The sequence below is a fragment of the Luteimonas sp. TWI662 genome, assembly GCF_039673825.1.
GTDB lineage: Bacteria > Pseudomonadota > Gammaproteobacteria > Xanthomonadales > Xanthomonadaceae > Luteimonas.
This window is the reverse complement of sequence record NZ_JBDJMI010000003.1, coordinates 59,861-77,976: the sequence shown is the minus strand read 5'-3', so window position 1 is coordinate 77,976 and position 18,116 is coordinate 59,861. Positions and strand designations below refer to the sequence as shown.

3 protein-coding genes are annotated in these 18,116 nt (G+C 67.1%); all 3 read left to right on the top strand.

What is annotated here, in order from left to right; genetic code table 11:
* Positions 1-834: 834 nt before the first annotated feature.
* From ABE488_RS03955 to ABE488_RS03945, 3 genes are read left to right on the top strand one after another with little or no spacing between them, the layout of a single operon-like run.
* Positions 835-12,879: an isopeptide-forming domain-containing fimbrial protein gene (locus ABE488_RS03955; RefSeq protein ID WP_346447240.1), complete on the top strand. Its 12,045-nt coding sequence runs from the start codon at positions 835-837 to the stop codon at positions 12,877-12,879.
* Positions 12,880-12,893: 14 nt separating this feature from the next.
* Positions 12,894-16,568, top strand: a complete 3,675-nt coding sequence (locus ABE488_RS03950) for a hypothetical protein (RefSeq protein WP_346447239.1) — start codon at positions 12,894-12,896, stop codon at positions 16,566-16,568.
* A 27-nt stretch (positions 16,569-16,595) separates the two neighbouring features.
* Positions 16,596-18,038: a hypothetical protein gene (locus ABE488_RS03945; protein ID WP_346447238.1), complete on the top strand. Its 1,443-nt coding sequence runs from the start codon at positions 16,596-16,598 to the stop codon at positions 18,036-18,038.
* The last annotated feature ends 78 nt before the right edge of the window (positions 18,039-18,116 follow it).

The window sequence follows — 18,116 nt, the reverse complement described above, 5'->3', positions numbered from 1 at the left end:
GCGCGCGCAGCCTCGATGCGCACGAATTGCAAGAGACACTCGAACGACAGAGCGTCGGCAGTGAGTCTGCGCCGGCGCCGGCCCGATGCCGCCCGCAGCGGCTGTGCTTCTCTGCGTGCAGTCTCTCGGGATCACAGCATCGGGCGCGAGGGCCTACGAGCCGCAGCGCCCTACCGCATCGGCCGTACACAAGGCGAAGCTGCCATCTTCCTGCTGCCAGGGACGGGTCGACTCCGATGTCGGCGGGGCCTAAAACGCATTTGCCGCGCTCGAAGCGTCGCCGCCTTGTTTTGAGTTGAGGGCGGAATCGCATGCCGCCTGGATCTCAACATGGGCCTGTGGCGGTAACGCCGAACACAGATCGCTCTTTTACTTGGTACTGCGTTGGGTCGGCAGCGCGCACGAACTGGGTAAATAGGCCGACTTTCCCGTTTCAGCAAGTCGGTCATCGCGTGCTGAATGCGGGTTATTTATCTCACCGTTTCTCTCATTCGCTAACATATAGAGAGATATAAAATCTGTGATTGACGTCCGATTTTTGCACACATAAGATGCCGTCCCGCTCGACGATGGTTCTTTTTCGTGCGGGTGGCATCTCACGCGATGGGGAAGTTTCTTTCTGAACGACGAGCTCGATCGAGCTCGTTGTCGCGCGGCTGGATGTCATTCAAGGAAATGCGGGTCCGTCGATCTCGGGCCATGGCAGGTTTTTCGGGGGATTGCGGGATGCTGTTGAACAACATCCGGGCGGCCGCAGCGGCCGCGGGCGGTACGGTATTGGCCTGTCTTCTGGGATTGGCGGGAGCGTCTCCGGCGTTCGCCCAGTCGACGTCCGTGACCAACGTCGCGACCGTCACCGCGCCTCCGGGTACGAACGACATCGATCTCGCCAACAACACCGCGAGCGCGACGGTCACCGTGGCGCGTCCGGTCGTTGAGGTCGTCAAGAGCGCCGACCCCGTCGCCGGCTCTACGGTGACCGCAGGGCAGGTCATCACGTACACGTTAAGCGTGCGTGTGGCGGAAGCCGCCACCCTGTCCGACGTCGTGTTGAACGACACGCTCAGCGCGGGCCTGATCTTCGGCGCGGTGACCAGCGCCGGTGACTTCGTCGAGGGCGGTAGCGGCAACGCCCGCACCTTCACTCTGCCGGCCGGGACGGCGCCGGGCGACTACAACGTCGTCTACACCGCCACCGTCGGCGCGGATGCGCAGACGTCGGTCGGGAATGCGGTGGTCGCCACGGGCGGTGGCGATCCGGACAATCCGGATGCCCCGTCGCCGACTTGCACGAGCTGCACCACCGAACATCCGTTGGCCTCGGTCGTGACGGTGACGAAGGCCTCCGACCCGGCGTCGGGTAGCCAGGTGTCGCCTGGTGACACGTTGACCTACACGGTGAGCGCAACGGTTGCCAGTGCGGCGACCACCGAAGTGCTGACGCTGGCCGACACGCTCGGCACGGGTCTGACCTTTGGCGCCGTCACCGACGCGGGTGCGTTTGTCTGCACCGGTGCGCTGACCTGCACGCTGCCTGCGGGCACTTTGCCGGGCACCTACACGCTGACCTACACCGCAACCGTCAATGCGGATGCGACGGGCAGCGTCGGCAACGTCGTCGTAGCCAGCAACCCGGCTGGCGGCAACGATCCCGATCCGGTCTGCACGACCTGCGAGACCGAGCATCCGGTTGTCGCGACCTCGATCACGGTGGCCAAGACCTCCAACCCGGCGTCCGGCAGCGAGGTGTCGCCTGGCGACACGCTGACCTACACGCTGACGGCGACGGTCGCGAACTCGGCCACCACTGAAGTGCTGACGCTGAGCGATACGCTCGGGGCGGGTCTGACGTTCGGTTCGGTGACCGATGCGGGTGCGTTCGCCTGCACCGGCACGCTCACCTGCACGCTGCCGGCGGGCACCTTGCCGGGCACCTACACGCTGACCTATACCGCAACCGTCAATGCGGATGCGACGGGCAGCGTCGGCAACGTCGTCGTAGCCAGCAACCCGGCTGGCGGCAACGATCCCGATCCGGTCTGCACGACCTGCGAGACCGAGCATCCGGTCGTTGCGACGTCGATCACGGTGAGCAAGAGCTCCAACCCCGCCTCGGGTAGCGAAGTCGCACCTGGCGACACGCTGACCTATACGCTGACGGCGACGGTCGCCAATTCGGCGACGACTGAGGTTCTCACGCTGAGCGATACGCTCGGCACGGGCCTAACCTTTGGGTCGGTCACCGATGCCGGCGCGTTCGCCTGCACCGGTGCACTGACCTGCACGCTGCCTGCCGGCACGCTGCCGGGTGTCTACACGCTGACCTACACCGCGACTGTCAATGCGGATGCGACCGGAAGCGTCGGTAACGTCGTCGTAGCCAGTAACCCGGCTGGCGGCAACGATCCCGAGCCGGTCTGCACCTCCTGCGAGACCGAGCATCCGGTCGTTGCGACCTCGATCACCGTGGCGAAGACCTCGAATCCGGCGACAGGTAGCGAAGTGTCGCCTGGCGACACGCTGACCTATACGCTGACGGCGACGGTCGCCAATTCGGCGACGACTGAGGTTCTCACGCTGAGCGATACGCTCGGCACGGGCCTAACCTTTGGGTCGGTCACCGATGCCGGCGCGTTCGCCTGCACCGGTGCACTGACCTGCACGCTGCCTGCCGGCACGCTGCCGGGTGTCTACACGCTGACCTACACCGCGACTGTCAATGCGGATGCGACCGGAAGCGTCGGTAACGTCGTCGTAGCCAGTAACCCGGCTGGCGGCAACGATCCCGAGCCGGTCTGCACCTCCTGCGAGACCGAGCATCCGGTCGTTGCGACCTCGATCACCGTGGCGAAGACCTCGAATCCGGCGACAGGTAGCGAAGTGTCGCCCGGCGACACGCTGACCTACACGCTGACCGCGACGGTCGCCAACTCGGCGACGACCGAGGTACTGACGCTTGCCGATACGCTGGGCGCAGGCCTGACCTTCGGGTCCGTCACCGATGCGGGTGCATTCGCCTGCACCGGTGCGCTGACCTGCACGCTGCCGGCGGGCACGCTGCCGGGCACGTACTCGCTGACCTACACCGCGACCGTCAATGCGGATGCGACCGGTGCGGTGGGCAACGTTGTCGTGGCCAGTAACCCGGCTGGTGGCAACGATCCTGATCCGGTGTGCACCACCTGCGAGACCGAACATCCGGTCGTCGCGACGTCGATCACGGTGAGCAAGACCTCGAACCCCGCATCGGGCAGCGAGGTGTCGCCTGGCGACACGTTGACCTACACGCTGACGGCGACGGTCGCGAACTCGGCGACGACCGAAGTGCTGACGCTTGCCGACACGCTGGGCGCAGGCCTGACCTTTGGGTCGGTGACGGATGCGGGCGCGTTCGCCTGCACCGGTGCGCTCACCTGCACGCTGCCGGCCGGTACCTTGCCGGGCATCTATACGCTGACCTACACGGCCACGGTGGACGCCGCCGCGACGGGCAGCGTCGGTAACGTCGTCGTGGCCAGTAACCCGGCCGGTGGCAACGATCCCGATCCGGTGTGCACGACCTGCGAAACCGAGCATCCGGTCGTTGCGACGTCGATCACCGTGGCCAAGACCTCGAACCCGGCCTCGGGCAGTGAGGTGTCGCCTGGTGACACGCTGACCTACACGCTGACCGCGACGGTCGCCAACTCGGCGACGACCGAGGTACTGACGCTTGCCGATACGCTGGGCGCAGGTCTGACCTTTGGTGCGGTCACCGATGCCGGCGCGTTCGCCTGCACTGGTGCACTGACCTGCACGCTGCCTGCCGGCACGCTGCCGGGTGTCTACACGCTGACCTACACCGCGACCGTCAACGCGGATGCGACCGGAAGCGTCGGTAACGTCGTCGTAGCCAGTAACCCGCCCGGCGGCAACGACCCCGAGCCCGTGTGCACGACCTGCGAGACCGAGCATCCGGTCGTCGCCACGTCGATCACGGTGAGCAAGAGCTCCAACCCGGCTTCTGGTAGTGAGGTGTCGCCTGGCGACACGCTGACCTACACGCTGACCGCGACGATCGCCAACTCGGCGACGACCGAAGTGCTGACGCTCGCCGACACACTCGGTGCAGGTTTGACCTTCGGTGCCGTCGCCGATGCGGGTGCATTCGCCTGCACCGGCGCACTGACCTGCACGCTGCCTGCCGGCACGCTGCCGGGCACCTACACGCTGACCTATACGGCCACGGTGGACGCCGCGGCAACGGGTAGCGTCGGTAACGTCGTCGTGGCGACCACGCCGCCGGGCGGTAACGACCCCGATCCGGTGTGCACGACCTGCGAGACCGAACATCCGGTCGTTGCGACGTCGATCACGGTGACCAAGACCTCGAGCCCGGCCTCGGGGAGCGAAGTCGCACCTGGCGACACGCTGACCTACACGCTGACGGCGACGGTCGCGAACTCGGCGACGACCGAAGTGCTGACGCTTGCCGACACACTCGGTGCAGGTTTGACCTTTGGTGCCGTCACGGACGCGGGTGCGTTTGCTTGCACGGGCGCGCTGGCCTGCACGTTGCCTGCGGGCACGCTGCCGGGTACTTACACGCTGACCTACACCGCGACCGTCAATGCGGATGCGACGGGCAGCGTCGGTAACGTCGTCGTGGCCAGTAACCCGGCTGGCGGCAACGATCCCGATCCGGTGTGCACGACCTGCGAGACCGAGCATCCGGTCGTTGCGACGTCGATCACGGTAAGCAAAAGCTCCAACCCGGCTTCTGGTAGTGAGGTGTCGCCGGGCGACACGCTGACCTACACGCTGACGGCGACGGTCGCGAACTCGGCCACCACTGAAGTGCTGACGCTGAGCGATACGCTCGGGGCGGGTCTGACGTTCGGTTCGGTGACCGATGCGGGTGCGTTCGCCTGCACCGGCACGCTCACCTGCACGCTGCCGGCGGGCACCTTGCCGGGCACCTACACGCTGACCTACACCGCAACCGTCAATGCGGATGCGACCGGCAGCGTCGGCAACGTCGTGGTGGCGAGCACGCCCCCAGGTGGTAACGACCCTGAGCCGATCTGCACCACGTGCGAGACCGAACACCCGGTCGTCGCGACGTCGATCACGGTGAGCAAGACCTCGAACCCGGCGTCGGGTAGCGAGGTGTCACCTGGCGACACGCTGACCTACACGCTGACCGCGACGGTGGCGAACTCGGCGACGACCGAAGTACTGACGCTGGCCGACACGCTGGGCGCAGGCCTGACCTTCGGGTCCGTGACCGATGCGGGCGCGTTCGCCTGCACCGGTGCGCTGACCTGCACGCTGCCGGCGGGCACCTTGCCGGGTGTCTACACGCTGACCTACACCGCGACTGTCAATGCGGATGCGACCGGAAGCGTCGGTAACGTTGTCGTAGCCAGTAACCCGGCTGGCGGCAACGATCCCGATCCGGTGTGCACCACCTGCGAGACCGAGCATCCGGTTGTCGCGACCTCGATCACGGTGAGCAAGGCCTCCAACCCGGCCTCGGGGAGCGAGGTGTCGCCTGGTGACACGCTGACCTACACGCTGACGGCGACGGTCGCCAATTCGGCGACGACCGAAGTGCTGACGCTTGCCGATACCCTTGGCGCAGGTCTGACCTTTGGTGCGGTCACCGATGCCGGCGCATTCGCCTGCACCGGTGCGCTGACCTGCACGCTGCCGGCGGGCACGCTGCCGGGCACGTACTCGCTGACCTACACCGCGACTGTCAATGCGGATGCGACGGGCACGCTGGGTAACGTTGTGGTGGCGACCACGCCGCCCGGCGGCAACGACCCCGATCCGGTGTGCACCACCTGCGAGACCGAACATCCGGTCGTTGCGACGTCGATCACGGTGAGCAAGGCCTCGAACCCGGCCTCGGGGAGCGAGGTGTCGCCTGGTGACACGCTGACCTACACGCTGACGGCGACGGTTGCGAACTCGGCCACGACCGAAGTGTTGACGCTCGCCGATACGCTGGGCGCAGGCCTGACGTTCGGTTCGGTGACCGATGCGGGTGCCTTCGCTTGCACGGGCGCGCTGACCTGCACGCTGCCTGCCGGCACGCTGCCGGGTACTTACACGCTGACCTACACGGCCACGGTGGACGCCGCCGCGACGGGCAGCGTCGGCAACGTTGTCGTGGCCAGTAACCCGGCCGGTGGCAACGATCCCGATCCGGTGTGCACGACCTGCGAGACTGAACATCCGGTTGTCGCGACGTCGATCACGGTGACCAAGGCCTCCAATCCGGCCTCCGGTAGTGAGGTGTCGCCTGGCGACACGCTGACCTACACGCTGACGGCGATGGTTGCGAATTCGGCGACGACCGAAGTGCTGACGCTCGCCGACACCCTTGGCGCAGGTCTGACCTTTGGCGCCGTCACCGATGCGGGTGCATTCGCCTGCACCGGCGCACTGACCTGCACGCTGCCGGCGGGCACGCTGCCGGGCACCTACACGCTGACCTACACCGCGACTGTCAATGCGGATGCGACGGGCAGCGTCGGTAACGTCGTCGTGGCCAGTAATCCGGCTGGCGGCAACGATCCCGATCCGGTGTGCACGACCTGCGAGACCGAACATCCTGTCGTCGCGACCTCGATCACCGTGAGCAAGAGCTCGAACCCGACCTCGGGTAGTGAGGTGTCGCCTGGCGACACATTGACCTACACGCTGACGGCGACGGTCGCGAACTCGGCGACGACCGAAGTGCTGACGCTCGCCGATACGCTCGGCACGGGTCTAACCTTTGGCGCCGTCACCGATGCGGGTGCATTCGCCTGCACCGGCGCACTGACCTGCACGCTGCCTGCCGGCACGCTGCCGGGCACCTACACGCTGACCTACACCGCAACCGTCAATGCGGATGCGACCGGCACGCTGGGCAACGTCGTGGTCGCGAGCACGACGCCCGGCGGCAATGACCCCGAGCCGGTGTGCACCACGTGCGAAACCGAGCATCCGGTGGTCGCGACGTCGATCACGGTGGCCAAGGCCTCCAACCCGGCCTCGGGCAGCGAGGTGTCGCCTGGCGACACGCTGACCTACACGCTGACCGCGACGGTCGCGAACTCGGCCACGACCGAAGTGTTGACGCTCGCCGATACGCTGGGCGCAGGCCTGACGTTCGGTTCGGTGACCGATGCGGGCGCATTCGCCTGCACCGGCGCACTGACCTGCACGCTGCCGGCGGGCACGCTGCCGGGCACGTACTCGCTGACCTACACCGCGACCGTCAATGCGGATGCGACCGGAAGCGTCGGTAACGTCGTCGTGGCCAGTAACCCGGCTGGCGGCAACGATCCCGATCCGGTGTGCACCACCTGCGAGACCGAACATCCTGTCGTCGCGACGTCGATCACGGTGTCCAAGACCTCGAACCCGGCCTCGGGCAGCGAGGTGTCGCCTGGCGACACGCTGACCTACACGCTGACGGCGACGGTTGCGAACTCGGCGACGACTGAGGTCCTCATGCTGAGCGATACGCTCGGCACGGGCCTGACCTTTGGGTCGGTGACGGATGCAGGCGCGTTTGCCTGCACCGGCGCACTGACCTGCACGTTGCCGGCCGGCACGCTGCCGGGCACCTACACGCTGACCTACACCGCGACCGTCAATGCGGATGCGACCGGTGCGGTGGGCAACGTCGTCGTGGCCAGTAACCCGGCTGGCGGCAACGATCCCGATCCGGTGTGCACGACCTGCGAGACCGAACATCCGGTCGTTGCGACCTCGATCACCGTGGCGAAGACCTCGAATCCGGCGACGGGTAGCGAAGTGTCGCCTGGCGACACGCTGACCTACACGCTCACGGCGACGGTCGCCAATTCGGCGACTACTGAAGTGCTGACGCTGAGCGATACGCTCGGGACCGGTCTGGCGTTTGGTGCGGTGACCGATGCGGGTGCGTTTGCCTGCACCGGCACGCTGACCTGCACGCTGCCGGCTGGCACGCTGCCGGGTACTTACACGCTGACCTACACCGCAACCGTCAATGCGGATGCGACGGGCAGCGTTGGCAACGTCGTGGTGGCCAGTAACCCGGCTGGCGGCAACGATCCCGATCCGGTGTGCACCACCTGCGAGACCGAACATCCGGTTGTCGCGACCTCGATCACCGTGGCCAAGACCTCGAACCCGGCGACGGGTAGCGAAGTGTCGCCTGGCGACACGCTGACCTACACGCTCACGGCGACGGTCGCCAATTCGGCGACGACTGAAGTGCTGACGCTGAGCGATACGCTCGGGACCGGTCTGGCGTTTGGTGCGGTGACCGATGCGGGTGCGTTTGCCTGCACCGGCACGCTGACCTGCACGCTGCCGGCTGGCACGCTGCCGGGTACTTACACGCTGACCTACACCGCAACCGTCAATGCGGATGCGACGGGCAGCGTTGGCAACGTCGTGGTGGCCAGTAACCCGGCTGGCGGCAACGATCCCGATCCGGTGTGCACCACCTGCGAGACCGAACATCCGGTTGTCGCGACCTCGATCACCGTGGCCAAGACCTCGAACCCGGCCTCGGGCAGCGAAGTGTCCCCTGGCGACACGCTGACCTACACGCTGACGGCGACGGTCGCGAACTCGGCGACGACCGAAGTACTGACGCTGGCCGACACGCTGGGCGCAGGCCTGACCTTCGGGTCCGTGACCGATGCGGGCGCGTTCGCCTGCACCGGTGCGCTGACCTGCACGCTGCCGGCGGGCACCTTGCCGGGTGTCTACACGCTGACCTACACCGCGACTGTCAATGCGGATGCGACCGGAAGCGTCGGTAACGTTGTCGTAGCCAGTAACCCGGCTGGTGGCAACGATCCCGATCCGGTGTGCACGACCTGCGAAACCGAGCATCCGGTCGTTGCGACCTCGATCACCGTGGCCAAGACCTCGAACCCGGCGTCGGGCAGCGAAGTGTCCCCTGGCGACACGCTGACCTACACGCTGACGGCGACGGTCGCGAACTCGGCGACGACCGAAGTGCTGACCCTGGCCGACACGCTAGGCACCGGCCTGACCTTCGGTGCCGTCACCGACGCGGGCGCGTTTGCCTGCACCGGCGCGCTGTCCTGCACGCTGCCTGCCGGCACTTTGCCGGGCACCTACACGCTGACCTACACCGCGACCGTCGATGCGGATGCGACCGGCAGCGTCGGCAACGTCGTCGTGGCCAGTAACCCGGCTGGCGGCAACGATCCGGAGCCGGTGTGCACGACCTGCGAGACCGAGCATCCGGTCGTTGCGACGTCGATCACGGTGACCAAGACCTCGAACCCGGCCTCGGGGAGCGAAGTCGCACCTGGCGACACGCTGACCTATACGCTGACGGCGACGATCGCGAACTCGGCCACGACCGAAGTGCTGACGCTCGCCGACACACTGGGCACCGGCCTGACCTTCGGGTCGGTGACGGATGCGGGCGTGTTCGCCTGCACCGGCGCACTGACCTGCACGCTGCCGGCGGGCACGCTGCCGGGCACGTACTCGCTGACCTACACCGCGACCGTCAATGCGGATGCGACGGGCAGCGTCGGTAACGTCGTCGTAGCCAGTAACCCGCCCGGCGGCAACGACCCCGAGCCCGTGTGCACGACCTGCGAGACCGAGCATCCGGTCGTCGCCACGTCGATCACGGTGAGCAAGAGCTCCAACCCGGCTTCTGGTAGTGAGGTGTCGCCTGGCGACACGCTGACCTACACGCTGACGGCGACGGTTGCGAATTCGGCCACGACCGAAGTGCTGACGCTCGCCGACACACTGGGCACCGGCCTGACCTTTGGGTCGGTGACCGATGCGGGTGCGTTCGCCTGCACCGGCACGCTCACCTGCACGCTGCCAGCCGGCACCTTGCCGGGCACCTACACGCTGACCTACACCGCAACCGTCAATGCGGATGCGACGGGCAGCGTCGGCAACGTCGTGGTGGCCAGTAACCCGGCTGGCGGCAACGATCCCGATCCGGTCTGCACGACCTGCGAGACCGAGCATCCGGTTGTCGCGACCTCGATCACTGTGAGCAAGGCCTCCAACCCGGCCTCGGGGAGCGAGGTGTCGCCTGGTGACACGCTGACCTATACGCTGACCGCGACGGTCGCCAACTCGGCGACGACCGAGGTACTGACGCTTGCCGATACGCTGGGCGCAGGCCTGACCTTCGGGTCCGTCACCGATGCGGGTGCATTCGCCTGCACCGGCGCACTGACCTGCACGCTGCCGGCGGGCACCTTGCCGGGTGTCTACACGCTGACCTACACAGCGACTGTCAATGCGGATGCGACGGGCACGCTGGGTAACGTTGTGGTGGCGACCACGCCGACCGGCGGCAACGACCCCGAGCCGGTGTGCACCACCTGCCAGACCGAGCATAAAGTCGAACAGCCGACGATCGAGGTCGCCAAGACCTCTGAGCCAGGGAGCGGTGCGGAAGTGCGCGCAGGCGATGTGCTCGTCTACACGCTGACCGCTGTCGTCGCCAACTCGGCCACCCTCGACACGCTCACGCTGACCGATACGCTTGGCGCGGGTCTGAGCTTCGGCGAGGTGACCGATGCCGGTGCGTTCACTTGCACGGGCGCGCTGACCTGCACCTTGCCGGCCGGCACGCTGCCGGGCAGCTATGCGCTGACGTACACGGCCACCGTGGACAGCACCGCCACCGGAACCGTCGGCAACGTCGTGACGGCCACCGGCGGCACCGGGGAGGGTGGTCCTCCCCCGACGTGCGGCGCATGCAGCACCGAGCATCCTTTGGCGGAGCCGCGCGTGCGCATCGCCAAGCACGCCACGCCCGGCGAGGCGCAGGAAGTGCAGGTCGGCGATGTCATCGAGTACACGCTGACCGTGGAGGTTGCGAATTCGGCCACGCTCGCGGATATGCGGCTGTCCGATACGCCCGGGCCGGGTCTGGCCGTGGGCGTGCTGCCGACGGGTTGCGTTGCCGAGGGCGGCAACGTGGTCTGCATGCTGCCCGCCGGCACCGTGCCGGGCACCTACACCTTTGTGTATCCGGCAACAGTGACCGCCGATGCGATCGGCGCTGTGGAGAACCGGGTGTCGGGTGGTTATGTGAACGAGGGCGGTGGTTCTGAGCCCGAGTGCACCACCTGCCAGACCCGCCACGAGGTGTCCGACAAGGCGCAGTTGCGCATCAGCAAGGCTGTGGGTAGCCGGACTGTGAAGATCGGCGATCTGGTGCGCTACACCGTGACCGTGGAGAACGTGGGTGTGGTGAACGTGACCGACGGCATCGTCGTGGATACGCCGCCCGCGGGCTTCAGCTACGTCGAAGGGTCCATGGCGGTCGCCGATCGCGATGGTGCCTTCACTCTCACCGGCCAGCACCCGCTGCGTATCGGCGGCGTCGACATTGCCGTCGGTGAGCGCGCCACCATCGTGTATCTGCTGCGCGTGGGCGCTGGCGTACGGCAGGGCGTGCACATCAACGAAGCAGTCGCGGTGGACGTGAACGGGACGCCGGTGTCCAACGTGGCGACCGCCCAGGTGTCGCTGGATGCAGACCCTCTGTTCGACGACAGCCTGGTCTTCGGCACCGTGTTCGACGATCGCGACGGTGACGGTTGGCAGGACCGCGCGGATCTGTCCGGTGTGCGGGTGCAGGGTGGCTTCCCGCCCGACCTGTACGTCGCCGGCTCCACGACGATCGACCGCGGCGATGGCCCGCAGCCGCTCGCCGATGCCAGCGCGCCGCTGCTCCACGGCATCGAGGTCGGTGCGATCTCGGCCCGGCAGTCCTTGGGCGATCCGGCCGAGGCCCATCGCGTGATCATCCGCCAGCGGCTGACCGCGCCCGACTTCAGCGACGACTTCGTCCTGGTCAGTGGGCAGGGCGTCACCGTGCGCATGGCGGCCGATGGGTCGACCCGCGTGGAGCGCGAGGGCGAGGCAGCGAAGGGGCTCAATGCCGCCGAGCCGGTGGTGACGCGCCGCGTATCGGCGGTCGAGAACGGCTACGAAGTGGCCTACATCATCGAGAACCACGGCATCGATGAGCGCGGCATTCCGGGCGTGCGGATCGCGTCAGTGGAGGGTCTGCTGATCGAGACGGACCAGTACGGCCGCTATCACCTGGCCGATGTGCAAGGCGGGGACTGGCGCCACGGCCGCAACTTCATCCTGAAGGTCGATCCGGCCACGTTGCCGCCGGGCACGGAGTTCACCACGGCGAACCCGCTGGTACGGCGTGTCACGCCTGGCTTGCCGGTGCGCTTCGATTTCGGTGTGCGTCTGCCGGTCGAGCAGATACCCGGAGGCGAGCAGCGGATCGATCTGGAGCTCGGTGAGGTGATCTTCGCACCCGGCAGCGCGGAGGTCCGCGCGATGTGGTTGCCGGCGATCGAGCGGATGGCCGAACAGGTCGAGCGCTACCGCGGCGGCGATGTCTCGATCGTCGCCGAAGGCGGCAACGACGCGCTGGCGTTCGCCCGTGCGGCAGCGGTACGCGACGTGCTTCAGGCGCGGGTCGGGCCGGAAGCGCAGGCGGGCCTGTCGGTTGCGCTGCGCACCGTGGTGGACGACCCGCATGCGCTGGTGGCCGGGGTGGATGCCAGGGGCGCATTGCTCGGAACTGTGCTGTTCGACACCGATCGCGCCGAGATCCGGCCGGAGTTCGGCGCGCTGCTCGACGAGGTCGCCCGGCGTCTAGAGGCGCTCGGTGGCGGCGTTGTGGTGCTCGTCGGCCACACCGACGTCCGCGGATCGCACGCCTACAACACGGCACTGGGTCTGCGCCGCGCGACTGCGGTGCAACAGGCGCTGGCGGCGCGATTGCCTGCGCAGACCAGACAGAAGGTCCGCGTGGAAGCCAGCGCCGACCCGGCGGCGCCGATCGATGCAGAGCGCAAGTGAGGAATAGCTGGATCATGAAGATGAAACTGCTCGATACCGCCTTGATCGGCATCCTGGCCGGCATGAGTTCCGCCGTCCTGGGGCAGCCGAGGCCGGCGGCGCTTGCGACGGATCCTGCGATGGACTGCGACGACGGCGCCTGCACCACAGAATCTGGCGACCTGGTGTTCCGGGTGCGCACGCGCAGCTTCGACCAGCCTGTGACCGTCGACACCGACGCGGGCTCGTCGTCGGAGGCGCTGCAGCCCGACCGCCGGGTGTCCATCGCATTGGACGAACCCGGCCGCGCAACCGTTCGCGGTGCCTTCTCTGCCCAACTGCCCGGTGGCGGTGTGGTCTGGGCCACCGAGGACCCCAGCCTGGGGGCGCCCGAGCTGACGGTGTCGGCCCCGGCGATGGTGGCCTTCGATGCGGGGCGTATCGTCGAGCCGGTCAAGTTCTTCGTCCGCAGCAACTATGTGTCGTTCGTCGAGCGATACGAGCTGACGCTCTATCGGGGCAACGATGCCGACCTGGTCGAGCCGGTCGCCCGCTTCGGGCTGCCGGTCGAAGCGGTCTCGCAGAGCGAGTGGGATGGCGCGTTGCCGGCGGGCCTGGCGCTCCGGACGGGCGATGAACTGGTGTACGTCCTGCGTGCCTACGACACCGCGGGCAACTTCGACGAGACCTCGCCTCGAAAGCTGCAACTGGTGCGCCCTGACGAGGCCGAGCGCGGCATCCAGCGACTGCGCGACGGAGTCGAGCGTTCACTCGGCACTGCGCTGGGCATCGAGCAGGCGCGCAATCAGGCCCTGATCGACGACGTCTTCGCCGGTAACGGACTGCGCCAGCAGAACATCCCGATCTACGGATCGCGGGTGCGCGTGCAGGGCCGCAACCTGCCTGTTGGCTACGGCCTGCGCATCAACGGCGAGAACTACCCCGTCGATCTCGAACGCAAGTTCGTCGCCGAGTACCTGATGCCGATCGGCCACCATCGTTTCGACATCACCCTCGAGGCGCCGGAGGGTGAGCCGCCGTTGCAGCGTGCGCTGGAGGTCGACGTCAGCGGTCGCTACTTCTTCGGCGTGGGCCTGGCCGATGTCACGGTGTATCAGAACAAGGCCAGCGGGCCCGGACGTTCGTTGGCCATGGCAGGCCGCGAGGACGACATTCTCAGCGACGGCCGCCTGGCCTTCTATCTGAAGGCGAAGGCCCAGGGCAAGTACCTGATCACCGCACAGGCCGATACCCAGAACCGTCCGCTGCAGGATCTGTTCGACGGCTTCACGTCCGCCGATCCGCAGGACGTGTTCCGTCGTCTCGACCCGGATCTGTACTACCCGACCTATGGTGACGACTCGAGTGTCTGGCGCGATGTCGACACCATGGGGCGCTTCTACCTGCGCGCCGAGTGGGACAAGAACGAGGCGCTGTGGGGCAACTTCAGCACCGGCCTGACCGGTACCGAGTACGGCCAGTACGTCCGTTCGCTCTACGGCGTGGCGCTGAACTGGCGGTCGCGTGGTGCCAATGCCTGGGGCGATCCGGTCACCCAGTTCCGGGCGTTCGCGTCCGAAGCGCAGACCGCGCCGGGCCACAGCGAGTTCATCGGCACAGGCGGCAGCCTGTACTACTTGCGCCACACCGACGTGCTGCCCGGTTCCGACCAGGTGGTGTTGGAGGTGCGTGACCGGACCACCGGTCGGGTCGAGCAGCGGGTGGTACTGCTGCGTGGCGCCGACTATGAGATCGACGAGCTCCAGGGCCGCATCCTGCTGACCCGAGCGCTGGCCCAGATCACGCGCCAGAACATGCCGACGCTCACGCGCGATGCGCCGCTCGACGGTCTTGAGCAGCGGCTGATCGTGGACTACGAGTGGGTACCGAACGATTTCAACGCCGACGAGATCGCCGCCGGCGTGCGCGGCAAGCATTGGTTCGGCGATCACCTCGGCATCGGCCTGACCTACGTCGACGAGAACCGTGCCGGCGAGGACTACTCGCTGATGTCGGCCGACGTCACGCTTCAGGCCGGCAAGGGCACCTACCTCAAGCTCGAGCACAGCCGGACCGAATCGACCAGCGCACCGGTGTTCTTCTCCGACAACGGCGGCCTGAGCTTCAGCCGGCTCAACCCCAGCGGATCCCGCGAGGGCGAGGCAACTGCGCTGGAAGCCCGTGCGAACTTCCAGGAGCTTGGCTGGAGCGAGCAGCCGTGGAGCGCGGGTGCGTGGTGGCGCCAGGTCGACGCGGGCTATTCGATCTCGCGCTTCGATACCGGTGCGCAGATCGAGGAGTACGGGGCGGAGGTGCTGGGCCAGTTCGGCGCCAACGTGGGCGTCTATGCGCGCTACAGCCGGGCCGAGCGCAACGCGGATAGCCTCACCCAGGCCCAGGCCAATGCCGAGTGGCGGATCGGCGAGGCCGATGCGCTCGCATTCGAGTTGCGGCGGGTCGAGGAGGCGCGCGGCTCCTTTGACGCAGCAGGTCTGCTCGGTGCGTTGCGCTACACCCGCCGTTTCGGCACTGCGCTGGATGTCTACGGCACCGCGCAGCTGACCTTGGACGACGACAGCGGCCGCTACGCGGACAACGATGCGTTCACGCTGGGGGGGCGCTACAACTTCGCCAATCTCTCCACCGTGGGCGCGGAACTGACCACGGGCGATCGCGGCGACGCCGCACGCGTGGATGCCGAGTATCGACTGTCGCCGCAGCACAGTTTCTACGGGGCCTATACCTATTCCACCGACCGCAGCGACTACGATCCGCTGTTCAACCCCAATGCGCAGAACGGTTGGACGCTGGGCCAGCGCTGGCGCCTGTCCAACCAGGTCAATCTCTTCAACGAGAGCCAGTTCCTCAAGAGCCGGCGCGAGAGCGGCCTGGCCCATACCTACGGCATGGATTTCTTCCCGGCCTACGGCTGGAACCTTGGCTTCACCTTGAGCGACGGCGAACTGACCAACAGTGACGGCGGCCAGGTCGACCGGCGCGCGGTGAGCCTGAGCGGCGGGCGGACCTCCGGCGACACCAGCTGGCAGAGCAAGCTGGAGTGGCGTGAGGACACCGGTGCCGAGCGGATCACGCAGTGGGTCACCACCCATCGCCTGACCCACAAGCTCAACGAAAGTTGGCGGATTGCCGCACGCTTCAACTACGCCGACACCCAGGACGATCTGAATCCGCTCGCCAGCGCCAAGTTCATCGAGAGCAATCTCGGCTTTGCGTACCGCCCTTGGAACAGCACGCGCTGGGGCCTGTTCGGTCGCTACACCTATCTCTACGACCTGGCGACGCTGGGCCAGCTCGGCGGCGCGCAGTACGATCAACGCACGCAGGTGCTGTCGCTCGAAGGCGTGTATCGGCTCGATCATCACTGGGAGTTCGCCGGCAAGCTGGCTCGGCGCGAGGGCGACGTGCGCTTCGGTCGCGGCACCGGCGCCTGGTTCGATTCGGCCACCACGTTCGCCGCGGGCCAGGTCCGCTACGAACTGATTGAGCGCTGGCACGCGATGGCGGAGTACCGTTGGCTGGACGTCAAGGATGGCGGGACGCGCAAGGGCTGGATGGCCGGCCTCGACCGCGACATCGGTCGGAACTTCCGCATCGGCGCCGGCTACAACTTCACCGACTTCACCGACGACCTCACCGATTTCGATTACGACCACCGGGGCTGGTTCGTCAACTTCGTGGGCAGCTACTAAAAGAAGCAGCACAGGCTGACCGCACCGATGAGCAAAGGTTCGACTATGAAAGATCGCCACGCCACAGTTTCCACCCAGCGCCGCGCCTCCCTGCTGGGCGCCGCCCTGACAGCCGCGCTCGCGGCCATCGCCATGCCGCAAGCATCCGCCCAGGTGGGGGTGAATGCGGTGCAGCGCAGCTTCATCAATCTGAGCTTCGAGCAGCCGAACCTGCAGACTGCGGGCTGCCGTGTGTATATCGGCGAGCAGTTCGTGCCCGGCTGGACGACGAGCCACGGGCTGCACAACCAGGAGAATGTCGGCAACTGTGTGCCGCCGGCCGGTTTCGTTGCGGGGCAGCAGGCGCGCATTCTCGAGTTGTGGCGCACCCCGCGGACCAACGGCGGGCTGACGGTGAATGCACGCAGTGGTTCACAGCTGGCCGAGCTCAACGCCGAGCAGCTGTCGCGTATCTCGCAGAACGTCTGCCTGGTCCCCGGCGACGTGGTGCGCTGGCAGTTCAGTCATCGTGGGCGCAGCAGTGCCACCGTCCAGGACCGCATGGCGTTCCTGCTCGGCACCGCACCGATCGTGCAGGTGGGCACCACCAACAACGGCGGCGGTGGCGTCCTCTCCACATCGCAGGGCACCGCGACGTCCGTACTCGGGCCCAATGGGTGGCGCGACTACAACGGCAGCTTCCCCTACAGCGGGGCGGGCGGTGTCACCAACATCGGCTTCGAAGCGCTGTCGGGTGCGGCGACGACCGGCAACTTCCTTGATGACATCCAGGTCTACCTCAAGCCCTTCATCGAGTTGACGGGCACTGGGTTCGAGACCGTAGAGGGCACCAGCGCAGGTCTGCCGGAACTGCGGGTCGTCGGCACACTCGACAACGACCTGAACATCGTGGTCTCGGTCACCGGCGGTACCGCCGTGCTGGGGACCGATTTCACGACCCCGACCGGCTCCAATACGTTCAGCGTGTTCATTCCCGCGGGCACCTACGATGGAGACGTTGCAATGCCACTCGGCCTCACGTCGCTGGGCAATGCCATCATCGACGGCAGCCGGACCGTGCAACTGAGCCTTCAACCGAGTCCCGACGACTATCTGCTCAGCTCCACGCAGGCGTGCGGCGCTGCCGCGATCGCCCAAGCCACGTGGACGTTGCTCGACGACGATCTTGATCTGTCGATCGAGAAGACCGCGTCGGCCACGAATGTGCCAGTGGGCGGTAACGTTGCTTTCACGCTGACGGCGGCGCATCTTGCAGGCGTGGACGGCAGTGGCGCGGTGATTCGCGATCCCGCCGTCGCCGGCCTGGACTGCAGCGCGGCCGTGGTGTCGTGCAGCGCGAGCGGTGGCGCCGTCTGCCCGGCATCGCCGACGATCGGGGCGTTGCAGAATGCTGGTCTGGTCGTCCCGACGTTGCCGGTGGGCGGACAGCTCGAAATCGGCTTCAGTTGTGTCGTGACCGCGACGCCGTAGAGCAGCACGCGACAGGGCGGCGTCGCGACGGGCGCGCCGAATCGGCGGAGACCCGTGGCCCGGTGGCCGCGGGACCCT

Excerpts from the sequence above, each read along its gene's own strand:
- ABE488_RS03950 (WP_346447239.1), top strand. The coding sequence starts at position 12,894 with ATGAAGATGAAACTGCTCGATACCGCCTTGATCGGCATCCTGGCCGGC.
- ABE488_RS03945 (WP_346447238.1), top strand. The coding sequence starts at position 16,596 with ATGAGCAAAGGTTCGACTATGAAAGATCGCCACGCCACAGTTTCCACC.